Annotated in this window: 21 protein-coding genes and 1 pseudogene; 10 read left to right on the top strand and 12 right to left on the bottom strand. The window is 70.8% G+C overall.

What is annotated here, in order from left to right; all coding sequences use genetic code 11:
- Positions 1–7: 7 nt before the first annotated feature.
- Complete coding sequence (locus tag OP04_RS31795; protein WP_033343556.1) at positions 8–1,240, bottom strand: phytase; 1,233 nt, start codon at positions 1,238–1,240, stop codon at positions 8–10.
- A 25-nt stretch (positions 1,241–1,265) separates the two neighbouring features.
- On the opposite strand from OP04_RS31795, the gene OP04_RS31790 reads away from it, so the two are divergent.
- Positions 1,266–2,306: an SAM-dependent methyltransferase gene (locus OP04_RS31790; protein WP_051799402.1), complete on the top strand. Its 1,041-nt coding sequence runs from the start codon at positions 1,266–1,268 to the stop codon at positions 2,304–2,306.
- Entirely contained in the window at positions 2,303–3,448 is a 1,146-nt protein-coding gene (locus OP04_RS31785) for an NADH-quinone oxidoreductase subunit D (RefSeq protein WP_033343555.1), read from the top strand. The genes OP04_RS31790 and OP04_RS31785 overlap by 4 nt, the downstream gene beginning before the upstream one ends.
- A gap of 6 nt (positions 3,449–3,454) precedes the next feature.
- Here OP04_RS31785 and OP04_RS31780 read toward each other — a convergent pair whose 3' ends face one another.
- The 4 genes and pseudogenes from OP04_RS31780 to OP04_RS31765 all read right to left on the bottom strand — a co-directional run bounded on the left by OP04_RS31780 (position 3,455) and on the right by OP04_RS31765 (position 8,314).
- Positions 3,455–5,584: a hypothetical protein gene (locus OP04_RS31780; protein WP_157240643.1), complete on the bottom strand. Its 2,130-nt coding sequence runs from the start codon at positions 5,582–5,584 to the stop codon at positions 3,455–3,457.
- Positions 5,585–5,700: 116 nt separating this feature from the next.
- A pseudogene (locus tag OP04_RS31775) lies at positions 5,701–6,796 on the bottom strand (glycine betaine ABC transporter substrate-binding protein).
- A 136-nt stretch (positions 6,797–6,932) separates the two neighbouring features.
- Complete coding sequence (locus tag OP04_RS31770) at positions 6,933–7,640, bottom strand: ABC transporter permease (RefSeq protein ID WP_033343552.1); 708 nt, start codon at positions 7,638–7,640, stop codon at positions 6,933–6,935.
- Positions 7,637–8,314, bottom strand: coding sequence for an ABC transporter permease (locus OP04_RS31765; protein WP_232323809.1), 678 nt, complete (start codon positions 8,312–8,314; stop codon positions 7,637–7,639). The genes OP04_RS31770 and OP04_RS31765 overlap by 4 nt, the downstream gene beginning before the upstream one ends.
- Positions 8,315–8,346: 32 nt before the next feature.
- Here OP04_RS31765 and OP04_RS31760 point away from each other — a divergent pair, with 32 nt between their 5' ends.
- A complete protein-coding gene (locus OP04_RS31760) occupies positions 8,347–9,333 on the top strand; it encodes an ABC transporter ATP-binding protein (protein ID WP_051799401.1) in 987 nt (328 codons plus the stop codon).
- Positions 9,334–9,373: 40 nt separating this feature from the next.
- On the opposite strand, the gene OP04_RS31755 is transcribed toward OP04_RS31760, so the two are convergent.
- From OP04_RS31755 to folP, 6 genes are all read right to left on the bottom strand, one after another.
- Positions 9,374–9,703 carry a hypothetical protein gene (locus OP04_RS31755; protein WP_033343549.1) on the bottom strand — a complete coding sequence of 110 codons (330 nt, stop codon included), beginning with the start codon at positions 9,701–9,703 and terminating at the stop codon, positions 9,374–9,376.
- Between the two features lie 34 nt (positions 9,704–9,737).
- Positions 9,738–10,964, bottom strand: a complete 1,227-nt coding sequence (locus OP04_RS31750) for an ABC transporter permease (protein ID WP_051799400.1) — start codon at positions 10,962–10,964, stop codon at positions 9,738–9,740.
- A 153-nt stretch (positions 10,965–11,117) separates the two neighbouring features.
- Positions 11,118–11,576, bottom strand: coding sequence for a DUF3180 domain-containing protein (locus tag OP04_RS31745; protein ID WP_051799416.1), 459 nt, complete (start codon positions 11,574–11,576; stop codon positions 11,118–11,120).
- Between the two features lie 53 nt (positions 11,577–11,629).
- Positions 11,630–12,151: a 2-amino-4-hydroxy-6-hydroxymethyldihydropteridine diphosphokinase gene (folK, locus tag OP04_RS31740; protein WP_033343547.1), complete on the bottom strand. Its 522-nt coding sequence runs from the start codon at positions 12,149–12,151 to the stop codon at positions 11,630–11,632.
- On the bottom strand, positions 12,148–12,510 hold the full coding sequence (gene folB, locus OP04_RS31735) for a dihydroneopterin aldolase (protein WP_033343618.1): 363 nt from the start codon (positions 12,508–12,510) through the stop codon (positions 12,148–12,150). Before folB ends, folK begins: the two co-directional genes overlap by 4 nt.
- Positions 12,507–13,316 carry a dihydropteroate synthase gene (gene folP / locus OP04_RS31730; protein WP_232323814.1) on the bottom strand — a complete coding sequence of 270 codons (810 nt, stop codon included), beginning with the start codon at positions 13,314–13,316 and terminating at the stop codon, positions 12,507–12,509. Before folP ends, folB begins: the two co-directional genes overlap by 4 nt.
- A 435-nt stretch (positions 13,317–13,751) precedes the next feature.
- Here folP and OP04_RS31725 point away from each other — a divergent pair, with 435 nt between their 5' ends.
- From OP04_RS31725 to OP04_RS31695, 7 genes are read left to right on the top strand one after another with little or no spacing between them, the layout of a single operon-like run.
- Positions 13,752–14,054 (top strand): hypothetical protein, encoded by a 303-nt coding sequence (locus OP04_RS31725; RefSeq protein WP_033343545.1) that lies wholly within the window; start codon positions 13,752–13,754, stop codon positions 14,052–14,054.
- A gap of 14 nt (positions 14,055–14,068) precedes the next feature.
- The gene (locus OP04_RS31720) at positions 14,069–14,431 is read left to right on the top strand and encodes a hypothetical protein (protein ID WP_033343544.1); all 363 of its coding nucleotides are present in this window, start codon (positions 14,069–14,071) and stop codon (positions 14,429–14,431) included.
- Positions 14,432–14,489: 58 nt separating this feature from the next.
- Entirely contained in the window at positions 14,490–17,978 is a 3,489-nt protein-coding gene (locus OP04_RS31715; RefSeq protein ID WP_033343543.1) for an ATP-binding protein, read from the top strand.
- Position 17,979: 1 nt separating this feature from the next.
- Positions 17,980–19,914, top strand: a complete 1,935-nt coding sequence (locus tag OP04_RS31710) for an MFS transporter (RefSeq protein ID WP_033343542.1) — start codon at positions 17,980–17,982, stop codon at positions 19,912–19,914.
- A gap of 11 nt (positions 19,915–19,925) precedes the next feature.
- A complete protein-coding gene (locus OP04_RS31705; RefSeq protein ID WP_033343541.1) occupies positions 19,926–20,483 on the top strand; it encodes a hypothetical protein in 558 nt (185 codons plus the stop codon).
- Positions 20,480–21,625, top strand: a complete 1,146-nt coding sequence (locus OP04_RS31700; RefSeq protein ID WP_033343540.1) for a M23 family metallopeptidase — start codon at positions 20,480–20,482, stop codon at positions 21,623–21,625. Before OP04_RS31705 ends, OP04_RS31700 begins: the two co-directional genes overlap by 4 nt.
- A complete protein-coding gene (locus tag OP04_RS31695) occupies positions 21,622–22,227 on the top strand; it encodes a hypothetical protein (protein WP_033343539.1) in 606 nt (201 codons plus the stop codon). The genes OP04_RS31700 and OP04_RS31695 overlap by 4 nt, the downstream gene beginning before the upstream one ends.
- On the opposite strand, the gene OP04_RS52190 is transcribed toward OP04_RS31695, so the two are convergent.
- Positions 22,228–22,845 carry a hypothetical protein gene (locus OP04_RS52190; protein WP_232323808.1) on the bottom strand — a complete coding sequence of 206 codons (618 nt, stop codon included), beginning with the start codon at positions 22,843–22,845 and terminating at the stop codon, positions 22,228–22,230. It abuts the gene before it with no gap.
- Positions 22,846–22,916 lie beyond the last annotated feature (71 nt).

Genomic DNA, 22,916 nt, shown 5'->3' with positions numbered 1-22,916 from the left:
AGCGTACTCAGCGCAGGAAGCCCGCATCGACGAACTTGAAGTTCGTGCCGCCGTCCGGCGCGTTCCGCCCGTCGTGCACCACCAGCAGGCCGCCGGGGAATCCGGGCAGCGGCGTCCCGGTCACGGCCGCGCCGTCGCACTCCTCCGAGCCGTCGGCGTACGGGCCGTCTGTCACGGCGAAGTGCCCGATCGGCCGGTTCGTGCGCCGGTCGTACGTGTAGAACGTGTTGTCGCCCTGGCTGGACACCACGAGCGTGTGCCGGGCGATGGTCAGTCCCTCCACGTCCGCCGCGATCCTGCCCCCGAAGCCCGGGTCCGCGTCGTAGTCGACCACGCACTCCTCGGTCGCCTCGTCGTAGCTCGCCGGGATGCCGAACTCGCGCACCTTCTCCACCGTGACCGGGCGGCCGGTAAAGCGGCCGTCGCGGATCGGCACCCGCCAGAGCGCCACGTCCTCCTGCGCCAGATAGGCGACGCCGTTCTCCGGGTCCGCCACCACGCCCTCGACCTGCGGGCCGTCACCCGGGTCCGCGCACGGCGCCCAGTGGCTGCCGTCCGGCAGCGTGAACGTGGACGGCAGCGTCAGCCGGTCCACCGCGCGATAGCCGATCCTGCCGTTGCGGACCTCCAGCGTGAAGGTGCCGACCTCGGGCGTGCTGCGGCGGCTGACCAGCAGATATCCGCCCGCGATCACGTCCAGGCCGTAGGCGGTGCGCTGCGCGTTCACCTCCGCCTGGGTGGCGTTGAACGCGAACGGCACGTCCGCCGCGGTCACGTCCGTGAGCAGGCCGGTGCGCACGTCGATCGCGTAGAAACGCAGCTGGTCACGGCCCCGGTCGCTGACCGCGGCCACGTCCACCAGCCTGCCGCCGAGCCGGACGCCCTCGACGATGTCCACGTTGTTGAACCGGCCGGCCTCGTCGTCCGGGCCGGGCGCGGGTGGCGTCTCGATCGATTGCAGCTCACGTCCGCGCAGGTCGTAGACGCGCAGGCCGCCGTTCTTCGCCGTGGCGATGACGCGGCTCCTGGTCCTGTCGACCGGATTGACCCAGATCGCGGGGTCGTCCGCGTCCGCGTTGCCGCCGGCCTCGTCGTCGTGCAGCGCCGGCGTCTCCACGGACGCGGCCGGTGTCGCGATGGGTCGCGGCCCGTGCGCCGCCGCCGGATTCGCGGTCGTCGTCAGGAGCATCAGGGGTACGACGAGAGCCGCGCCCGCCGCCGGAAGAGAAGAGGATCGCATGTGTCGCGACCGTAGGGTGTCCACGATGACGCCTCCTGAACTCGATATGAACAGGCTTCGATGGTCGGTTGCGATGGAGTCCGCGCTCTACGGGCCGGACGGATTCTTCACGCGGCCGGGCGCGAGCGGCCCGCGCGGGCACTTCCGGACCAGCGTGCACGCGTCACCCGCGTTCGCCGGCCTGATGCGGCGGCTGCTGGTCCGGGTGGACGAGGCGCTCGGGCACCCCGATCCCTTCCCGGTGGTCGACGTCGGCGCCGGGCGGGGTGAACTGCTGGCCGCGATCGCCCCGCATCGGGCGGACTTCGGCGGGCGGCTGCGGCTGACCGGCGTCGACCTGGCCGGGCGGCCGGACGGCCTGCCACCGGAGATCGCGTGGACGGACAGCGTGCCGGACGGGATCGTGGGCGCGCTGATCGCGACGGAGTGGCTGGACAACGTGCCGTGCGACGTGGCCGAGGCCGGGTCGTCCGGGTTCCGGTACGTGCTGACCGACGACTCGCTCGGGCCGGCGGTCTCCGCGGAGGACGCGGCATGGCTGGCGCGCTGGTACCCGCCGCTGCCGCCGGGCGCGCGGGCCGAGGCCGGGCGCGCGCGGGATCTGGCGTGGGCGTCGGCCGTGCGTGCGGTGTCCCGAGGCGTCGCGGTCGCCGTCGACTATGGACATGTGCGGGACGGGCGGCCGCGCGACGGCACGCTCACCGGGTACCGCGACGGGCGTCAGGTGCCACCGCGCGCGGACGGCAGCACGGACATCACGGCACACGTCGCCATGGACGCCGTGGCCGAGGCCGGGATCGCATCCCTCGTGAGGGAGAAGAGGGACGGGGATCCGTACCGGCTGATGGTCCAGAGAAGAGCGCTGCAAGCGCTCGGGGCCGACGGGACGCGACCACCGATCGGCCTGGCCTCGACCGACCCCGGTGGGTACGTTCGCGCGCTGGCAAACGCCTCTGAGCTGGGCGAACTGCTCGACCCGGCCGGGCTGGGCGGCCACTGGTGGCTGGTGCAGGCGATCGGCGTGGCGCACCCGTTCGGGGCCGGGGATGGCAGCATGGGCACATGACGTCGCAGCTGCGCGAGATGACCGTCGGAACGCAGGCCGGGCTCGACACCGCGGACATGGTGCTCAACATCGGGCCGCAGCATCCCTCCACGCACGGCGTGCTGCGACTCAAGCTGGTGCTGGACGGCGAGCGCGTGGTCGCCTGCGAGCCGATCGTCGGCTACATGCACCGCGGCGCGGAGAAGCTGTTCGAGGTGCGCGACTACCGGCAGATCATCGTGCTGGCGAACCGGCACGACTGGCTCTCCGCGTTCTCCAACGAGCTGGGCGTGGTGCTCGCGGTCGAGCGGCTGATGGGCCTGGAGGTGCCGGAGCGCGCGATCTGGCTGCGCACCGCGCTCGCGGAGCTGAACCGGGTGCTCAACCACCTGATGTTCCTGGGGTCGTACCCGTTGGAGATCGGCGCGATCACGCCGATGTTCTACGCGTTCCGGGAGCGGGAGGTGCTGCAGGCCGTGATGGAGGAGGTCTCCGGCGGGCGCATGCACTTCATGTTCAACCGGGTCGGCGGCCTGAAGGAGGAGGTGCCGTACGGCTGGACCGGGCGCGCGCGGGCCGCGATCGACGCGGTGCGCACACGCATGCCGGACCTGGACCACCTGATCCGGTGCAACGAGATCTTCCTGGCCAGGACCGTGGGCGTGGGCGTGCTCAGCGCGGAGGACGCGGCCGCGTTCGGCGCGTCCGGGCCGGTCGCGCGCGCCTCCGGGCTGGACCTGGACCTGCGGCGCGACGAGCCGTACCTGGCCTACGGCGAGCTCTCCGTGCCGGTGGTGACACGGGAGACCGGCGACTGCCACGCGCGCTTCGAGGTGCTGCTCGACCAGGTGTACGCGTCGCTGGACCTCGCGCAGCAGTGCCTGGACCGGGTCGACCGGATCACCGGGCCGGTCAACGTGCGACTGCCGAAGGTGGTGAAGGCGCCGGAGGGGCACACGTACGCGTGGACGGAGAATCCGCTCGGGATCAACGGGTACTACCTGGTGTCGCGCGGGGAGAAGACCCCGTGGCGGCTGAAGCTGCGGACGGCGTCCTACGCGAACGTGCAGGCGCTGTCGACGCTGCTCCCGGGCTGCCTGGTCCCGGACCTGATCGCGATTCTCGGGTCGATGTTCTTCGTGGTGGGGGACATCGACAAGTAGCCTTCTCTACCTCCGGCGGTAGTCCTCGCGGTCCCATTCGATGGCGGAGATCGCGCGCTGGTCGCCGGTGAACTGGCTGACCTCGCCGTAGAGGCTGGACGGGTCGAGGCGCTGCGGCGGGGGCTGCTGCTGGCGGCCACGGTCGTCCTGCGGCGGCTCGCGGTAGTCGCCCCGGCCGGCACGCCAGTCGTCGTCGTACCGGCCACGCGGCTCCTCGTAACGGCCCCGCGGCTCCTCGTAGCGTCCGCGGGGCTCGTCGTACCGGCCGTCGTCGTAACGGTTGTCCTGCACGGGCTCGGCCGGGCCGACGCGCCACGGCTCCTCCCGCCGGCCGCCGCGCTGCTGGGTGCGCCACGGCTGCGGGTCCTCGCCGGGGATGCGCGGGATCTGGCCGGTCCGCGGGCCCTGATCGATAACGCGCGGGATCTGCCCGGTGCGCGGGCCCTGGTCGACGACCCGGCGCATCTGACCGGTCTGACCGCGTTCGCCCCGGTCGTACGGGTTCGGGTTCGGGTTCGGCGCACGGTCGTCGCGGCGGACCGAGGCCCAGCGGTCCTCGACGCGCATCTCCGTGCCGTCCTCGTCGGAGCGCACGCTGGACCGTCGCTCGCCGATGCGCAGCTCCTGGCCGCGCTCGTCCTGCCGGACCGCGGCGTAGCGGTCGCCCTCCTGGCGCACCTGCGACCAGCTCGGCTCCGCGGATGCCTCCAGCGCGGGCCGCTCGTACGGATTGGGCTGTTCACGGCGCTCGTACGGATTCGGCTCCACGCGCTCGGGCTGCTCGCCCCAGCTGGGCTGGCCGGGCCGTGCGGCACGCCGGCCCACGTCCGCCGTGTTCTCCTCGCGGTCCTGGTCGTCGCCGTAGCCACCGCCGCGAAGCTCGCGGAACGCCGGGTCGAAGTCGCGCGCGCCCGGGTCGAAGTTGCGGGCCCGGCGGCCGCGGTCGGGCGTGGCGTCCCGGCCGTAGTCGTCGCCGTAGTCGCCGCGCGGGCCGTTGAACTCGCCGGTGCCGTAGAGCGAGCCGCTGTCGCCGCGCGGGTCCACGATCGTCGAGCGCGTGGTGACGTGCACGGTCTCGGTGTGCCGCACGATCCCGCCGGCCAGCTGGCCGCGACCGACCTGGGCACGGCCGCCGGCGGGCCGGCCGACGGCGGCGGACGCGCTGGCCCGGCCGGGCTCGTCGGCGCGGCGGTCGCGCCGGTTCTCCTCCTGGTCGTAGCCGCGGGGGCGGTCGTAGCGGTCCTCGTCCTGGCGGGCACGGCCGTAGCCGTCCTGGTCGTAGCCGGAGCGCTCGTAGCCGGACCGGTCGTCCTGCCCGTAGTCGTCGCGGCGGTCGTCCCCGGACCGGCGGCTGCGGTCACTCCGGTCGTCGCGGCTGCTCCGGTCGTCGCGGCTGCTCCGGTCGTCGCCGTAGGAGGTGCGGTAGGAGTTCGCGCCGTAGATCTCGTCCGGCTCGACCGCGGCGGAGCGGCGGCCGGTGTAGCCGCCGGCGTCGTCCGCCTGCGCCCGGCGCGGCGTGTAGGTGTCCTCGTCGTCCGCGTTGTACGTGTTCTCCTGGGCCGGCGTCGGGTAACCGCCGCGGCGGCCGTAGTCGACCGGGTTCTCGGCCGCGGGCGGTGTGACCGAGGCGCGGGCGTAACCCGCGGAGGCCGTCGCGCGGCCGACCGGCTCCGACGGAGTCGGCACCGACGCGGAGGCGCCGATCGCGGCGCGGGCGGGCTGCGCCTCGACCACGGCGTCGATCGCGTTGTTGTTCTCCACCGCGGCGGCGATCTGGGCCTGCAGCCCGTCGACGGCGGCGCCGAGCGCCTGCAGCCGCTGGTTGGAGGCGGCCTGACCGACCCGGGTCGCGTTGGCGATCTCGCTGCGGACCTCGGCGCGCAGCCGGACCATCTCCTCGACCATCGCCTCTTCGAGATCGACTCGCGACGCACCCGATCCACCACGCAGGGTGACCGAGACGCCGATCAGCACGACCGACACGAGGACGACGAGGATGGCGACCCGCATCGTGCCGGTGCCGTCGCCGAAGAGCAGGAGCAACGCCGCAAGGGGCGCGAGGCCGACACCGGCCCAGAGCAGGCCTTGCAACAGGCGTGGGTTCGCCCGCTCCTCCACCGTTTCAGGGGCTGGCATAGCGCTGAAGCCTACCGAGAGTTCCCGAATAGCGAAACGGCCTCGGATAGCGAAATCCGGCGCCATCGATGCCCTGAGCAGGATCGATGACGCCGGTTCGAAAAATTTACTGGCGGTTAACTCACAGCGAGTTCGCCGTCGGAGGAGAAGACCAGGCCGACCGAGACGGTGCCGGTCTTCAGCGCGTTCTTCGTCTGGGCGCCGCCGGCGTCCAGCGAGCTGAACTGCCCGGCCTGGAAGCTGTAGACGCTGACCAGACCGGCCTGGCACTTCGGCCGCTGCGGGCACTCCGCCGGGCCGCCGAGCACGGTCGCCGTGCCGGAGCACTTCGCGGCCAGGTCGCTGAGCGTGGTCAGCTCGTACTTGTCCGCAAACTCCTTGGTGACCGCGAACGCGTTCTGGTCCTGCGCGGCGGAGGGCTTGCCGAAGGACAGGCCGACCTTGTCGCCCAGGCCCGCGAGCGCGGTGGTGGTCGCGGTCAGGTCGGGCGAGGAGACCGCCGCCGCGTCCTTGCCGTTGACCTTGCCGTTCAGGAAGTCCGCGAGCGTGGCCGCGTACTCCGGAACGACCTGGATCTCGCCCTTCTCCAGCGCGGGCTCGTACAGCTCCCGGTTGCCGATCTGCTGGACCGTGACGGTGTAGCCCGCCGCGGTGAGCGCGATGTTGTAGAGCTCGGCGAGCGTCTGGTTCTCGCTGAAGTTGGCCGCCCCGATCTTGATGTCGCCCCCCGGGCCCTTCGCGATGCCGGTGGTGATGCCCGCGGTGGCCGCGAACTCGTCCGCCGCGACCTTGGGCGTCTTGCGGTCGACGTCGACCGCCTTGTTCAGCGCGATCAGTTTCGTGGTGTCCAGCGCCTCGGACACCTTGTCCAGCGCCGCGACCAGCTCCGGCGTGGCCGCGGCCTTGTTGATCGCGGGCAGCACGTTGTCCGTGTTCTGCAGGGCCTTGTCGTCCTTGAGCACCACCAGCGAGGTGCCCGCCACGCCCGCGCAGCCGGCGCCCGCGGCCGCGCTGGCCGGAGCCTCGGTGCCGGACGAGCCGGCCTCGCCGCAGGCGCTCAGAATCGTTGCCGCCGCGAGCGCGCCGAGCGCGCTGACGGCAAGACGCGTATATCTCATCCTTGCCCGCCTCCCGTGTCCCGGCGCGCTCCCGGACGGGAACGGCCGCGTGTCCGACGGGCGGATGACCTGGTCAACACCGCCCGCGCTGTATCACCCAACATCCTCACCGACGAGTACGACAACTTTCACCGTCAGTTGTGGCCGGATCGTCATGATCCATTTCCGTACCCGTTAATGATTGAAACTTCTTTGTTTTTATTCCGGGATCTCGCCCACATCCGCGGTGCTCAGGACGTTGCCGGACGGCGGCGGCTCCGGCGTGCGCGGCGCAGCGGGCGGGGCGTCAGCGCGCGCTCGACGAGCGCCAGCAGGCCCTCGATGCTGAGCGCCAGCAGCGCCACCAGCAGCGCGCCGGCCAGGATCTGCCCGCCGCCGACCGACATGCCCAGGCCGAAGCCGGCGCTGATGATCTGGCCGAGCCCGCCGCCGTTCACGAACGACGCCAGCGCGGCCGTGGCCACCACCTGCACGGACGCGGTACGGAACCCGGTCGCCAGGAACGGCACGGCCAGCGGCAGCTCCACCCTGGTCAGCAGCTGGAAGCCGGACAGCCCCATGCCCCGTGCGGCGTCCCGCGCCTCCGGGTCGATCTCCCGGACACCGGTGTACGCGTTGGCCAGCAGCGGCGGCACCGCGAACACGGCCAGCGCCAGGATGACCGGCGGCCGGCCGAAGCCGAGCGCGGTCAGCGGCAGGATGGTCAGCAGCGCCACGGTCGGGATGGCGAGCGTCACGTTGGAGATCAGCACCACCACGCCGCCGCCCCGGCCGGCGTGCCCCAGCCAGAGGCCGATCGGCCAGGCCACCACGCACCCGATCAGCACGGCGGCGAACGAGATCCAGAGATGCTCGCCCAGCCGGTCCAGGATGCCGCCCGGGTTCGTCCAGTTCAGCGGGTCGTTGAGCCAGGTGATCGCCTGCTCGATCGCGTTCATCGGCGGGCTCCTCTCGTCCACGGCATGAGCAGGCGGCCGACGCCGGCCAGCAGCAGGTCCAGCAGCAGGCCGAGCGCCACGCAGAGCACGGTGCCGGTGAGGATCTCCGCCTTGTAGAAGTTGTTCCGGAAGCCGCCGAGGATGAGGTCGCCGAGGCCGCCGTACCCGATCAGCGAACCGACCGTGACCAGCGCCACCGTGGAGACGGTCGCCAGCCGCAGGCCGGTCAGGATCGCCGGGACCGCGAGCGGCAGATCCACCCGGAACAGCCGGGCGAACCGGCCGTAGCCCATCCCCTGGGCCGCGTCCAGCACCTCGGTGGGCAGCTGATTCAGCCCGGCCAGCGCGTTGCGCACGATGAGCAGCAGCGCATAGAGGACCAGCGCGATCAGCACGGACGCGGGACGGGTCGTGCCGACCAGCGGCGCCACGAAGGCGAGCAGGGCCAGCGACGGGATCGTGTAGAGCACGCCGGAGAGTGCAAGAATCGGGCCGGTGAGCGGCCGGAACCAGTAGGCGAGTACCGCCAGCGGGAGTCCGACCGCCGCCGCGAGCACTACCGCCTGGGCGGTCAGCGACACGTGCTCGACGAGCGCGGACACCACCGTGTCGGAGTTGTCCCGCAGATATTGCCAGGAGAACCACGGGTTGCCGGGTGCATCGGCGTACTGCACGCTCGATAACATCCATTGCCGAGAGGACATACGTGGAACCTACCGTGACCGGCGGGAAAACCGCTGGACAGAAGGCCGCCACCATCACGCTCGAACAGGTCAGCAAGACCTTCGACGACGGTACGCAGGCGGTGCGCTCGCTGAGCCTGGAGATCCGGGCCGGCGAGCTGGCGGTGCTGATCGGTCCCTCGGGATGCGGCAAGTCGACCGTACTACGCATGATCAACCGACTGATCGAGCCGACCGGCGGACGGCTGCTGATCGACGGCGAGGACGTGCTGAAACTCGACCCGGTCCCGCTGCGGCGCCGCATCGGATACGTGATCCAGAACGTCGGCCTCTTCCCGCACCAGACCATCCGGACCAACGTCGGCACCGTACCCACGCTGCTCGGATGGTCCAGGTCACGCGTGCGGGCGCGCGCGGACGAGCTGCTGGAGCTGGTCGGCCTGGACCCGTCGGTCTACGGCGGCCGGTACCCGAAGGAGCTCTCCGGCGGCCAGCGGCAGCGCGTCGGCGTGGCCCGCGCGCTCGCGGCGGACCCGGTGGTGCTGCTGATGGACGAGCCGTTCTCCGCCGTGGACCCGATCGTCCGCGCCCGGTTGCAGGAGGAGTTCCTCCGGCTGCAGGCCGAGGTGCGCAAGACGATCGTGCTGGTCACGCACGACCTGGACGAGGCGGTCCGGCTCGGTGACCGGATCGCCGTGCTCTCCGAGGGCGGTCACCTGGAGCAGTTCGCCACCCCGGCCGAGCTGCTCGGCACGCCGGCGTCGGACTTCGTGCAGGAATTCGTGGGTACGGACCGGGCGATCCGCCGGCTGTCCGTCACCCGGGTCAGCGAGGACATGCTGGAGCCGGCCGGTCCGGCGAACGGCCTGCCCGACGCGGATCTCGGCGCCACGCTCTACGACGTGCTGGCCCGGATGCTCGGCGCCGGCACGGACCGGGTGCGGATCGTCTCGGACGGGCGCGAGGTCGGCGTGCTGACCAGGGACCGGCTGCTCACGGACGCGCGGTAGAACGTGACCGGCCGGGCTCTCGCCGAGCCCGGCCGGAACGTCAGTCGCTCTTGAGCAGGTAGTCGATGAAGGCGGCGCGCAGGATCGGCTCGTTCTCGCCGTACGAGCTGTGGCCGGTGAACTCCCGCCACAGCGCGACCGCGTGATCCACCGTCGGCCCGATCGAGCTGAGGCCGTCGTCGCGCTCCGCGGCGTCGTCCGCGTGCGGCAGGTGCTCGACGATCGACCAGAAGAACTTCAGGTCGTGCTGCTTGCCGGCGAGCGCGAAGGCCCGCTGGCGCAGTTCCTCGGTCGGCAGTGCGTCGAGTGCGGCGAACCTGGGGTGGTCCGCGCCGACGCCGGCCCCGGTCTCGGCAGATGCTCCGGTCATGCCGCCGAGCCTATCCGGATCGTGAGCGCGCGGCTCAGGATCCCCAGCGGCTGCTGTCCCAGGGGTCGGTGCGCGGGGCGGGGCCCGGCTCCGGCTCCGGCGCCTGCCAGGTGGTCGCGGACGCGGGCTCGGTCCACTGCGTGTCCGGCGCGGGTGCGGGGCGGCCGAACGTCTCCACCAGGCGCGTGACCACCAGACCGCCGCCGACCGCGACCGCGGCCGTCGCGTACGTCGAGATGTCCCAGCTCTCCAGCTCCTGGTAGCGGAGGAAGAGGACCAGGACGACGACCGCGAGCACGGTGCCGAAGACACCACCGCGCCGGCCGTACGCGGACGTGCCGCCGACCAGCGCCGCGCCGAGCGCCAGGCCGGTCCACTCCAGGCCCACGGACGGCTGCACCGCCGCGTCGTTCCCGGCCGCGAGCAGCACACCGGCCACCACCGCGGCCACGGTGGAGAACATGATCGCGAGCCCGGTCACCACGCCGCCGCCCACGCCGCGCCGGGCCGCCGGGTCACCGACCGGGCGGAACCGGCCCACGGTCCGCCGGACGTTCTTGATCAGGCCGAGCAGCCCGCCGATGATCGCCAGCCCGGCGAAGCCGCCGAACAGGTAGATCGCGTGCCGGGTCGGCTCGTAGTCCCCCTGCAGATTCACCGGGCCGGAGCGCATCTGGATGTAGACGATCACGGCCAGCGCCGCGGCCAGGCTCGCGGCCCAGCCGGGCACGTGGAAGCCGACCACCACGAACGCCAGGATCAGGCCGCCGAGCACGCCGATCACCACGGCCACGCCGGCCGCCTCGAACACGCCGAGGTCACCGTTCTCCGCGAAGTGCAGCGCGGACGCGACCGCGACCGGGCCGATCGCCAGGTTCGGCGCGGCGGTGCGCAGCGTGGCGCCGGCACCGAGCGCGAGCAGGCCGAGCGCGGCGCCCTGCACCAGCAGCCGGTCCAGCGCGGCGCCGGTCACCTCGTCGGACTGATTGGTGTAGAGAAGGTAGGCCAGGCCGCCGGCGGCCAGCAGCAGCACGAACTCCCAGAGGAAGTGGACGGCCATCCGGTCGCGGCCCACCTCGCCGTGGTACGGATCGTCGAACGCGTCGTCCAGCGCCACCTGCGACACCCGCGGTGCCTCGGCGGTGGCGTACTCCTCCGCCGGCAGATCCTCCCGCCGGTGGCTGCCCTCCGGCCGGTACACCTGCTCGGGCTGGCTGTATCCGCCGCCGCGCTGCCGGTAGGCCGGCTCGTCGTACGCCATCTCGCGCGCCTCCTGTGGTGACGCAGCACCGCGCCCGTGCCTGCGTTGTCACGTAGGCCCGCGCCGTGGCGGGGCCGTTCGGACGCACCGTACCCGCGTGGTGGCGCAGCCGTCACCCCCGCCGCGGGCTTCAGGGGGTCAGGACAAGGGTTTTCACGGTCGCTTCTCGTCGTCCGGCTGCTCCGGCACCCGGCAGGCCCGCTCCAGCCAGAGCGCGGCCGCCATCAGCGCCACCGAGGCGATCAGGCCGCCCGCCGCGGACGGCCGATCCTCCGCCGCCGACTTGGTCGTCTCGATCGCCAGCCAGACCAGCATCGCGCCGCTGAACCCGGCGAAGATCGCCGCCGCCAGCGAGGACGCCTTGGCCAGCACCACGAACCTGACCACCATCAGCGGCTCGACCGGGTCGTGACCGGGCCGCCGCTCGATCCGGGACCGGGTGTTCCACGCCAGGTAGGCCTCGAGGACCGCCAGCGCGGCGATGATGGCGGTCGGCAGCCACGGGATGGAGAGCCCGTTGTCGCCGTAGTAGAGCCCACTGATCAACAACCACCCGACCGCGGCCGCGGCCAGCGCGGCGACCAGCAGGGTGGAGGCCCGAGTCGGGCCCATCGTCGGCGGTGTGGGCGCCGGATTGGGGGCCTGCTCGCTGCGCTCGCTCACCTTTACGACTCTAGCGTCAGGTCGGGCCTCGGCTCGATTCCTGCGACGTCCGCCGCGGCCGGACCTTCCCGGAGCAGCAGATCAAGAGCGCCGTGACCGGGTACGACACCGAACGGGTCGATGTCGATCCAGGGCCGCAGCACGAACGCGCGCAGGTGGGCGCGCGGATGCGGCAGCGTCAGCTCCTGGTCGTCGGCCACGATCGGCGCGCCCGCGTCGTCCCACACCGCGATGACGTCCACGTCCAGCGTGCGCGGCCCGAACCGGCGCTCCGGGTCGCGGGTCCTGCCCGACGCGGCCTCCAGCCGCCACGCGGTCTCCAGCCAGTCGCGCGGCCCGTTGCCCGGTGACGCGGCCATCACGGCCGCGTTCAGGTAGGACGGCTGGTCCGCGTCCCCCCACGGCGGCGTCTCGTACACGCCGGAGACCACCAGCACGGTGTCGCCGAGCCCGGCCACGGCCGCGCGCAGATGCGCCAGCCGGTCGCCGAGGTTGCCGCCGATCGAAAGCAGCGCGCGCGTCACGGCCGGCTCCGGCGCAGCGTGACCGCGACGTCCGCGAACTCGTGCGGGATCGGGGCCTGCGGCTTGTGCACGGTGACGGTCGCGGCCGCCACACGCGCGTCGGCCAACGCCGCGGTGACCAGGCGGCCGGCGAGCGTCTCGATCAGGTTCACCGGCTCCCCTGCCGTGATCGCGACCAGCCTCTCCGCCAGCTCGCCGTAGTGGACGGTGTCCGTGACGTCGTCGGACGCGGCCGCGCGGGACAGGTCCAGCTCCAGCACCACGTCGATCAGGAAGTCCTGTCCCTCCGCGCGCTCGAAGTCGTAGACGCCGTGGTGGCCGCGCACCCGCAGGCCGCGCAGCGTGATCAGGTCGCTCATGAGGACAGTCTCGGCGCGCCGCTCGCGGTCCACACCGCCAGGGCGTCCGCGGTGTCCCGGACCTGGTGGACACGGACTCCCCAGGCGCCGGCCGCGACCGCGAGCACGCTGGTCGCCACCGTGGCCGCGTCGCGCCGCTCACCGGCGGGGCGTGGCGTGCCGTCCGGGCCCCTGAGCAGGGCGCCCAGGTAGGACTTGCGACTGGTCGCGAAGAGCAGCGGGAAGCCGAGCGAGATCAGGTCGCCGAGGTGGCGGGTCAGCGCCCAGTTGTGCTCCGCGCTCTTCGCGAAGCCGAGGCCGGGGTCGATGATGATCTTCTCGGCGGCGACGCCCGCGGCCAGCGCCGCGTCGACGCGCTGGGACAGCTCCCCGCGCACCTCCGCGACCACGTCCTGATAGACCGCGAGCTGCTGCATCCCGCGCGAGTGCCCACGCCAGTGCATCAGGATCCACGGTACGCCGGACGACGCGACCACCGCGGCCATATCCGGATCCGCGAGCCCGCCGGACACGTCGTTGACCGCCACGGCCCCGGCCTCGATCGCGGCGGCCGCCACGGACGCGCGCGTGGTGTCGATGCTGACCCGCACGCCGGCCGCGGCCAGGTCGCGGATCACCGGCAGCACGCGGCGCGACTCCTCGGCCGCGTCGACACGCCCGGCGCCCGGACGGGTGGACTCACCACCGACGTCGATCACGTGCGCGCCGTCCGTGCGCATCTCGATGCCGTGCGCCACCGCGGCGGACCGGTCGGCGTAGCGCCCGCCGTCGGAGAACGAGTCCGGGGTGACGTTCAAGATCCCCATGATGACCGGGCCGGGAAGGGTGTGCAGATCAGTCACGGGTAGACGGTAGCGAGCGGGTGACGGACGCCCTGGCGGGCCCGGTTCCGTCATACCATCGGGTTGCGTGGTCACGGGCGGAAAGGTGGATCTTGTCCGCATTTTATTCGGACAGGTGTACGATCCCGGTGACTCACGTTCAGTCACGTGCGCACCGCGGGTAACGGACCAGGACGCTTGTTCGCGACCGTGACGAGCCGTACGCTTTGCAATTGCGCAGCATTCAGACGTCGAATCTTGAGGAGACGGGGCAAGATACTTAAAACGCCCAAGTCACCCACACGGGAGACACCGAAACGTTGAGCGGACGCCATCCGCGGCCCGCCCGGCGCTTCCACAAGGATTGACAAACTGCTGTGCCGCGGCACCACGCCGGCCGCGGACTGGGGAGGTTCTCCAATGATCGCCATAGAGCTCGTCACGCAGGCCACCGACGCGCTCAGCAGCGCCTGGTCCATCGTCGCCGCCGAGCCGGAGCCCATCAAGACCGACAATATCGTCAAGTTCTTCGCCAGCAAGATCGCTCCGATCCTGCTCGCCGTGCTCGGCGTGATCTTCATCGGCCGGGCCAGCAAGGGCGAGGTCTCGAAGGTGCTGACCAGCTCCGCCATCGCCATCATCGGCCTGGGCTTCATCGCGGGCGCGGGCGTGCTGTTCGTGCTGGGCGACGCACTGGTCAAGCTGATGTTCACCGGCGAGTAGGCCCCGGGGCAAGCATGAGACTGCGGACCGACGACGACATCTACCGGGCGAGGCTCGTCTACCTCGGCCCGCCGGGGTACACGCTCCCCATCCACCTGTCCTACGCGCAGTACGGCGTGTTCGTCCTGCTGGTGCCGCTGTTCATGTTCCTGCACTGGCTGGTGACGTTCCAGGTCGAGGTGTTCCCCGCGTGGGAGATCGCGCTCGCCATGGTCACCACCTCTCTCATCTTCCGCTACGTCGACCCGGACCGGCCGGCCCGTGTCGTCATCCGTACCGCGCTGACCGACTGGCGCCGTACCCGCGAGCCGGCCGTCGAGCAGCGGGATCCCCGCCTCGTCGCCGCACGCATCCGCGTTCGGGAGGAGCTGGTATGACGAATCGACACCGTCCGATCCCCGGCCCACGACGCACGCCCTCGGGCGGGGCGAGCGCATGACGCGGTCGTCCCAGCCGGGCTCGTCGCGCCCGGCCTCAGATCAGAACGGCAACCCTGGTAACGGTAAGCAGGCGCGCGGCTACGATGAGCCCGATCTTGCCGCCGAGTCCGGCTTCGTCACCAATCCCGGGCACGGGTCCGTCGCGCGCTTCCAGGCGCCCCAACCCGTGAGAGGCCGGCCCGCCATGAACCGCGGCGGCGACAACGCCGACATCGACTCGCCCTTCCTCGACCTCTTCGGAGGCGCACCCGGCGAGGCCGCCACGCACGTGCCCGCCGCACAGCCGGGCCCGGCACCCTCCGCGCCGCCCGCGTCTCCCGTGCCACCTGCGCCCTCCGTGCCATCCGCGTCTTCCGCACCGGACGCGGCCGTCGCACCGCCCGCGCAGATCGCCAAGCCGCCGGTGAAGATGACGCCGCCGGCGCAGGCCACGCCGCCGACCGCGCAGCCGGAGCCGGCCGGGGTCGGTTCGCCGAGCGCGTCCGCACGGCCCGAGGGCGGGAAGCCCGGCGCGCCGCAGCACGCGGCCGGACGCTGGCAGACCCGCGACCGCCGTGCGTCCGCGGCCCAGCCCGCACCCGGCCGGGAACGACAGACCGGAGGTGGCGGCGGAGGCGGCCGTCCACCGGTCGGGCGCGGTGGCTCCCACGGGCGTCCGACGCGGCCCGCGCCGCCGCCGATTCCGGGCCCGCACGCCGGACCACCACACCCTCAGGCACAGAGCGACGTGGGTACGCGCGTCGCCGTACCCCCTGATCGTGATTTTGATCCTGCGCTGCCGGCCGGGCTGACACCTGCCGGGGCGCTCGGCGCCGCACCCGCGGAGGCGCCGAATCTGCCGGCCGTGCGGCAGGGCGACCGCCGGCCCGCCCGCAAACCGGCCAAGGAGAAGAAGCAGCTCGTCATCCCGGCCCGCGCGCCGAAGAAGTTCAACGACCGGGACCCCTCGGTCGAGCTCGCGATCACCGAGATCGCCGGGCACCTGACGTTCACGCCGAACACCGTGACCGCGTGGTACTGGCTGCCCGAGGTGCGCTGGGCGTTCCGGCCGGACGCGGAGCGGGAGGCGCTGCTCAGCGCGATCTCCGAGCAGTACGCGGGCCTCGCCGGCTTCCGGCTGCACCTGCGGCGCACGAACCGGCCGTTCCCGGCCGACGAGTGGGCGCGCAACGTGGACACCAACACGCTCCGCCCGCTGCCCGACGTGCCCGGCGGCACCTCCTGGTCCGACCACCTCGTCTCCGCGCAGCGGCACCTGATGGCGGTCAACCACTCCGAGGGCCAGACCTACCTGGGCGTCACGTTCGCCCGGCGCTCGCTCGGCGACTCGCTCAGCGAGCGCATCCTGCGGATGTTCGGCCGCGGCGTCGCCGAAGGTGAGCGGAAAAAACTCGGGCGCACGGTCGAGCAGTTCGACGAGGTGCTCAACGCGTTCGGCATGCGCGGGCGGCAGGTCACGCCCGGCGAGCTGGAGTGGCTGCTCTACCGGTCGATCGCGCTCGGCATGGCCCCGCCCGGACCGATCTCCCCCGTGACCAACGGGCAGTGGGAACGCGGCGACATGCTCGCGCTCACCGAGCAGATCGAGCGGTACCGGACGCCGTACGGCTCCACCGTCAAACTCGTCAACCGGATGACCGGCGAGGAACGGCACGTCGCCGTGCTCTCCGTCGGCCGGATGGAACCGCTGGAGATCCCGGAGCGCCACGAGCCGTGGATGCACTTCCACGAGCGGCTGCCCTGGCCGATGGAGCTCTCCTCGCGCATCGACATCCTCGGGCCGAACGACTCGTTCCGGAACCTCGAGCACCGGCTGCGCATGATCCGCTCCCAGCAGCTCGACTACGCGGAGCACGGCATCGACGCGCCGCCGGAGCTGGAGCGCCTCGCCAAGCGCGCGCTGCACATCGGCGACGAGATGACCACCGGGCTGCCGGTCGAGTCCGCCCGCGCGCACGGCTGGCACCGCATCGCGGTCAGCGGCCGCACCCGCGAGGAGTGCCTGGAGCGGGCCCGGCGCCTGATCCAGATGTACTCACGCGAGCTGCGGATCTCGCTGCAACACCCGAAGAACCAGGACTGGCTGGCCCGGGAGTTCATCCCCGGCGAGCCGATCGCGAACACCGGATACGTACGGCGCATGCCGGTCCGGCTGCTGGCCGCCGCGCTGCCCCAGGCCGCATCCACGGTCGGCGACCGACGCGGCGACCTGATCGGGCGCACCGCCGGCACCTGCCGCCGCCCGGTCTTCCTCGACCTGCACTTCCCGATGGAGATCCGGGAACGCTCCGGCCTCGCCGTCTTCGTCGCCGAGCCCGGCGGTGGAAAGTCGACGCTGATGGGCGCGCTCGGCTACCTCGCCGCGCGACGCGGTGTGCAGGTCACGCTGCTCGACCCGTCCGGCCCGCTCGCCCGGCTGTGCGCGATGCCGGAGCTGCGGCCGTACTCGCGGGTGCTGAACCTGACCGGTTCGGAGCAGGGGACGCTGGCGCCGTACGCGTTGATCCCGACGCCTCGTCGCGCAGAATTCGCACCCGGTGCCGCCGGCGATCGGGAATTCGAGATCGCGGTCTCCAACGCCCGCGCCGAGCGTCGCATGCTGGTCCAGGACATCTGCTCCATGCTGGTCCCGCCGCAGGTCGCCCGCCAGGCCTCCACCGCCACGCTGCTGCGGCACGCGGTCCGGCAGGTCCCCGCGGAGGAGACGTCCACGCTCGACCACGTCGTCCAGACACTCTCCCAACTCGACAACGACGACGGCAAAGAACTGGCCAACCTGCTCCTCGACACCGCCGAGATGCCGCTCGCGCTGCTCTTCTTCGGCTCGCCCCCGCCGGACGCGCTCGGCGCCGACGCCGCACTCACCGTGATCACCATGGCCGGGCTGCGACTGCCGGACCTCAAGATCGAGCGGGAGTACTGGTCGGCGGAGGAGTCGCTGGCACTGCCGATGCTGCACACCGCGCACCGGCTGGCGGTCCGGCGCAGCTACGGCGGGTCCATGTCGACACGCAAGCTGGTCGGGCTGGACGAGGCCCACTTCATGGAGGGGTGGCGTTCCGGCCGCTCGTTCCTGGTCCGGCTCGCGCGCGACTCGCGTAAGTGGAACCTGTCCGCGCTGGTCGCGTCGCAGAACCCACGGGACATTCTCGGGCTCGACGTGCAGAACCTGGTCTCCACCGTCTTCGTCGGGCGGATCGCGGAGGACCAGGAGATCGCATCCGAGGCGTTGCGGCTGCTCCGGGTGCCGGTGAACGACGGGTACGAGGCGACGTTGGCGTCCCTGTCCAACGTCGATACGTCGTCGGCTACACGGCTGGGGTTCCGCGAATTCGTCATGCGTGATGTGGACGGGCGGGTGCAGAAGGTGCGGGTCGACGTGAGTTATGTCGAAGGACTGCTGGACTACCTCGACACGACTCCTGCGGCGGCGGCACCGGCGGTCAGTGGCGCATTGGACCTCGCCGGCGATGTGGAGGCTTGAGATGGGGCGTCGGGGCGGGCGGGTTGGCGCGGTGGTGCTGGCACTGATGGTGCTGGCACTGGGGACGGTGAGCTGGCCGTTCACGTCACCTGCTCAAGCTGCGCCGATATCGTCAGTGGCCGCGCCCGGCGACCTCTGTAGTACCGAGGAATGGCAGACGGACTTCCGTGCTTGCGTAGACAAATTGGCGGACGTAAGCCAGCAGCGGGCACAGTGCTTAAAAGCTCCTAAGCCTGGTTCCCCCGATGCCGGTCTAGCAGGCTGGTTTGCTGGTCGCCCGACTTCAGCGACCGAACCAGGACCACAGGGCATTTATAGTGAGTACGGCTACGCCGGCTACAGCTATACGACTTACGATATCGACGGCGGCTGCATGTCGACGTTAATTGCGCCAGAGTTCAGATTCGAAACGACCGTCGCTAACGGCGAATTCATGGTCGCCACCGCAATCATCGGCGCATCGAATGCCCTCCGCGAACGCGCATGGGACCCCGGCACGATGTGGGGATGGGCGGACCCGCTCGTCCAAGACGCCACTCGAGCCGTATACGAAAAGGTCTTCACCGTTTTCGGAATCGTTACTCTTGCGGTCATTGGCTTGTACTTGCTCTGGCGGTCTAGGCAGGCCGACATGAGCAACCTCACGACCACTGTCGGATGGGCAGTGCTAGTCATGGTAGTTATCACCGCACTAGCCGCATGGCCAGTCAAGTCCGCAAACATCGCGGACTCGACCTTGATCGCCACTCTGGGGGTCGTGCATGACGCAGTCGGCCCTCGCGCTGAAGACCGCGCGCCAGAAGATTGCCGTCTTGGCACACCTGAAGCCTGCAAGGATCATCGCCCACCTGCGGTACGGGCGAGCGACACCGTCACCGAGTCCATGCTTTACAAAAACTGGATTCGAGGCGTTCTCGGCTCCTCCGAGACCGATACTGCCAAAAAATACGGCATGGCCCTTTACGATGCCAGATCCCTCTCCTGGGAAGAGATCGAGAGGCACCGCAGCAATCCAAACGACAGAGATGCCACTATCGCTGCCAAAAACCGCCAGTGGATGAAAGTTGCAGAACAAATCAAGGGCGAGGACGCCGAGGCTTACGAATATCTCCAGGGAACCAAGGGTATGGAGCGAATCGGAGCTGGCTTCATCGCAATGCTTGCCGCCGTCCTGTTCGCACTTTTTGACATCACTGCTGCCGTCCTGGTCTTGCTCGGATTTTTGATCTTCCGGTGGGCGGTTATCGCCGCTCCGATTCTCGGCACGGTGGGGCTGCTACGGCCTGCCGGCGAGGGATTGCGACGGCTTGCGAACGCGGTTGTCGCGGCCGTTTTCAACATCGCCATCTTCGGGACCGGGGCAGCGATCTACCTGTTCGCGGTTGACCTGATCATGAGTACGGCGACGCTGCCCGGATGGCTTCAGGTGGTGCTGGTGTTCCTCTGTGGAGTGGTCGGCTGGATGTTGCTGCGTCCGTACCGGCGGATCACGCAGATGGGTGGCAGGAGCAACTCGGAAGCCGATTCGTGGTCAAGGCGGGTCTTCCGGGATCTGCGTGAGGCCTCGCGGATCGGGACGGACGAGGACGACCGGGGCAGTCGCCGGATCAAGCAGCGTGATGTCACGGTGGAACAGATCAACGTGCGGCCGGAGGCCCGGCTCGAGGATCCGGTGCACGCCAGCCCGCGCGTGGAGACCACGAGCGCGCCGCAGGTGCGGACCCGCTCGGACGGGACTGAGCACGTGCCCGAGGCCGAGCCGGTCGTCGCCGGTGACGGCGGTGGAGGCTCCGCCCCACGCCGGACCCGCCGGCCCGCACAATGGACCGAACCGGACGTGGCCGACGCACCCGCGTCGTACGCGATCTATCGACCGGAGACCGGAAAGACCACCACCGCGCCGCAGACGCCGCGAGTGCGTGCCGAGGCGAGGTGAGGTGAGAACGGGTGGGCCGGTTCCTCGACCTGATCGCGAAGCGCCTGCTGCGGTCCCGGGCCGGGGTGGCGATCGTGCTGTTCGCGATCGTGCTGCTCATAGTGGGAGTCGCACGCGGCTTCTCCGGGAACGCAACGGATCGCGGGCCGACCGTGACCTCCGGCGACCAGTCCACGGTCACCGGGCCCTCGGTCGATCCGAGCTACAACTACGACGGGCCGGTCTCGTCGCTGACACCGCCGACGCCGTCGACCAGCCCGGGCGGCGCGCTGCCGGACGCGGTCGGCTACGCGTTCGCGGCCGCGTGGGTGGATCACCAGAACGTCTCGGCCGCGACCTGGTACGGGCGGCTGCTGCCGCACGCCACGAAATCACTGGCGGAGAAGCTGCGCGGTGTCGATCCGGTGAGCGTCCCGGCCGACCGGCTGACCGGTGAGCCGGTTGTCGTGCCCTACGCGGACAGCGTGGCGGACGTGACCGTCACGGTGGACTCCGGCACGCTCCGGCTCACGCTGGTGGCACCGGACGGCCGCTGGCTGGTGGACAGCGTCGACTGGGAGCGAGCATGAGCGGCTACGACGACGCGCCCCGCCCCAAGCTGCGAATACGGCGCGTCGCGCTGGCGGTCGCACTCACCGCCACGCTGACGCTGCTCTGCTGCGGCGGCACGGTCAGCGCGTTCTTCCTCGGCGGCCTCGGCGGCATCGAGGACGACACGATGAAGTTGAGCGCGTTCGGCTGTGGCGAGGGCGGCCCGGTCAGCGCGACCGGAAACCTTCCGACCATCGGCTCGTACGGCAAGGTCCAGGTGCAGAACGCGGCGGTCATCATCAACGTGGGCTCGAAGCTGAACGTCCCACCGCGCGGCTGGGTCGTCGCGGTCGCCACCGCGATGCAGGAGTCGAGACTCTCCAACCTCGGCAACCTGGGCGACCGGAACGACCACGACTCGCTCGGTATCTTCCAGCAGCGCGCCAGCATGGGCTGGGGCACGCCGGACCAGCTCCAGAACGTGGAGTACGCGGCCACGAAGTTCTACGAGAAGCTGTTGAAGGTGCCGGGGTGGGAGGGCATGTCGCTCACCCAGGCGGCGCAGGCGGTGCAGATCAGTGCCTATCCCGACGCGTACGCGAAGCACGAGCCGGTCGCCACTCAGCTGGTCAACATGCTGGCCAACGGCGCCGCGCGTGCGAGCGGTACCGGCACCGGGAAAGACCTGCGCTGTGCGGCCGCGGGTGAGATCGCGGCCTCCGGCTGGACCATCCCGGTGAAGGCGCTGGTCGGATCCGGGTTCCGCACGCCGGAACGCCCGGACCACGACGGCGTCGACCTGATCGTCGCCAGGGGCGCGCCGATCTGGGCCGCGTCCAGCGGGATCGTCACGGTAGCGGCCTGCGACAACGATCCCTCCGGCGCCAGCTGTAACGTGGACGGATACCCCGGCAAGCTCGGTTGCGGCTGGTTCGTCGAGGTCCAGCACGCCGGCAACGTCATGACCCGGTACTGCCACATGGTGGAACGACCGTCGGCGAGAGTCGGCGACATGGTGAAGGCCGGGCAGGTCATCGGTCGCGTCGGCACCAGCGGCAACTCGTCCGGCCCGCACCTGCACTTCGAGGTACACATGAACAACGACCGGTCGACGACCGGCGCGATCAATCCGGTGCCGTTCATGAAGGATCAGGGCGCATCGCTGGACGGCGGACAGTGAGCCACGAGCCGTTGCCCGAAGACCCGTTCGCCGGTCAGTCCGACTGGGCGCCACGGCCGCCGCGCGCGATCGTGCCGATGCCGGCCACCGGCGGCGGCGATCTGCGCGGGCGACGGGTGATCACCGGCCTGCCCGGACTCGGCTGGCGAGCCGACCTGCGCGCGGACGAGCGTGTCGTGCAGGGCAGCCGGACCTACGTGCCGATCATGCAGGAGCAGGAGTGGTACCGGGCGGAGGCGGAGCAGATCGAGGTCTTCGCGCCGCTCGTACCGCAGGAGCGGGTCTGGATCGAGACGCTCGGATCGGCGCCGTCGTCGGACGGGCCACGCGATTTGTTGTCGCGACTCGTGTCGCTGGACGCGCCGGGGCCTCGGGATCCGGTGGCGGTGATCGACTCGCCGAGCGTGATGGGGCGGCGGGTGGTGCAGATGGTCGACGGTGTGGAGCGGCGCGACCTGCGTTCGGTCACCGATCTCTACAACAACGCGGAAGGCGACATCTGTCTGCGGGTGGCAGCGGAACTGGATTGGTACCGCTGGGCCTGGACCGGAAAGCTTCCCAAAACCATGGAGGTGCCAGTTCATTTGGCTTGGCTTGAATAATTAGCTCAACCGCCGGGCAGAGCAAACCCGCCAACCACCTTCATCGACAACAGCAAAACTCCAGACACTTTTATCGCTTTCACTTCCATCGCTTATAGAACGGCGGATCGTAGTCTGAACCTGTCTGCCGTCCTGAGCGTCCGCAACTTCGAGTCCGGACCATGAGACTCGGATTGCGATGGAGTACTTCATCTCGCGGTTTTCAATATCGTCCCTAAAATCGGACATTGAATTCAGATCAGGGCTTCCACAAACATATAGGCTTGCCTGATTGTCGTCGCGCTCGCTTAGAAAAGCTCGCAGATAGTTTGACACCGCTACATCTGGCGCACTGCGATCAGGTTTGGTTTCCTCGTTGTAGCGCCACAACCCATACCCCACCGTCCCCGAGCAGAGGACGCCCATCACCGACGCCACCACCAGGAGCACCGTCTTCCAGGAGCGTCGCCCCTTCGCCGGACCGGCCGCCGACCCACCCGGCCCCACCCCCGGCGGCCCCACCCCCGGCGGCCCCACCCCCGGTGGCCCCGCCACCGGCGGCACGACCGGCTGCGGCACGACCGGCTCTGCCGGGACCTGTTCCGGCTTGTCCGGCTCAGCCGGCTGGCTCTGCTCCACACCCCGGAGCCTATCCACCCCCGCAACATCGCCTCACCCTCCATCCAGGACCCTGGGAAGCGCGCCGATCG

The organism is Catenuloplanes japonicus (assembly GCF_000717135.1).
GTDB classification, from domain to species: Bacteria; Actinomycetota; Actinomycetes; order Mycobacteriales; family Micromonosporaceae; genus Catenuloplanes; species Catenuloplanes japonicus.
This window is presented reverse-complemented; position numbering and strand designations above follow the sequence as displayed.

Bases quoted from the DNA above. Each gene is read 5' to 3' on its own strand.
- OP04_RS31745 (WP_051799416.1), bottom strand. From the start codon at position 11,576: ATGGGCCCGACTCGGGCCTCCACCCTGCTGGTCGCCGCGCTGGCCGCG.
- OP04_RS31755 (WP_033343549.1), bottom strand. From the start codon at position 9,703: ATGACCGGAGCATCTGCCGAGACCGGGGCCGGCGTCGGCGCGGACCAC.
- OP04_RS31750 (WP_051799400.1), bottom strand. From the start codon at position 10,964: ATGGCGTACGACGAGCCGGCCTACCGGCAGCGCGGCGGCGGATACAGC.
- folB (WP_033343618.1), bottom strand. From the start codon at position 12,510: ATGAGCGACCTGATCACGCTGCGCGGCCTGCGGGTGCGCGGCCACCAC.
- OP04_RS31720 (WP_033343544.1), top strand. From the start codon at position 14,069: ATGAGACTGCGGACCGACGACGACATCTACCGGGCGAGGCTCGTCTAC.
- OP04_RS31785 (WP_033343555.1), top strand. From the start codon at position 2,303: ATGACGTCGCAGCTGCGCGAGATGACCGTCGGAACGCAGGCCGGGCTC.
- OP04_RS31770 (WP_033343552.1), bottom strand. From the start codon at position 7,640: ATGAACGCGATCGAGCAGGCGATCACCTGGCTCAACGACCCGCTGAAC.
- OP04_RS31725 (WP_033343545.1), top strand. From the start codon at position 13,752: ATGATCGCCATAGAGCTCGTCACGCAGGCCACCGACGCGCTCAGCAGC.
- OP04_RS31715 (WP_033343543.1), top strand. From the start codon at position 14,490: ATGACGCGGTCGTCCCAGCCGGGCTCGTCGCGCCCGGCCTCAGATCAG.
- OP04_RS31795 (WP_033343556.1), bottom strand. From the start codon at position 1,240: ATGCGATCCTCTTCTCTTCCGGCGGCGGGCGCGGCTCTCGTCGTACCC.
- OP04_RS31700 (WP_033343540.1), top strand. From the start codon at position 20,480: ATGAGCGGCTACGACGACGCGCCCCGCCCCAAGCTGCGAATACGGCGC.
- OP04_RS31790 (WP_051799402.1), top strand. From the start codon at position 1,266: ATGACGCCTCCTGAACTCGATATGAACAGGCTTCGATGGTCGGTTGCG.
- OP04_RS31780 (WP_157240643.1), bottom strand. From the start codon at position 5,584: ATGCCAGCCCCTGAAACGGTGGAGGAGCGGGCGAACCCACGCCTGTTG.
- OP04_RS31710 (WP_033343542.1), top strand. From the start codon at position 17,980: ATGGGGCGTCGGGGCGGGCGGGTTGGCGCGGTGGTGCTGGCACTGATG.
- folP (WP_232323814.1), bottom strand. From the start codon at position 13,316: ATGGGGATCTTGAACGTCACCCCGGACTCGTTCTCCGACGGCGGGCGC.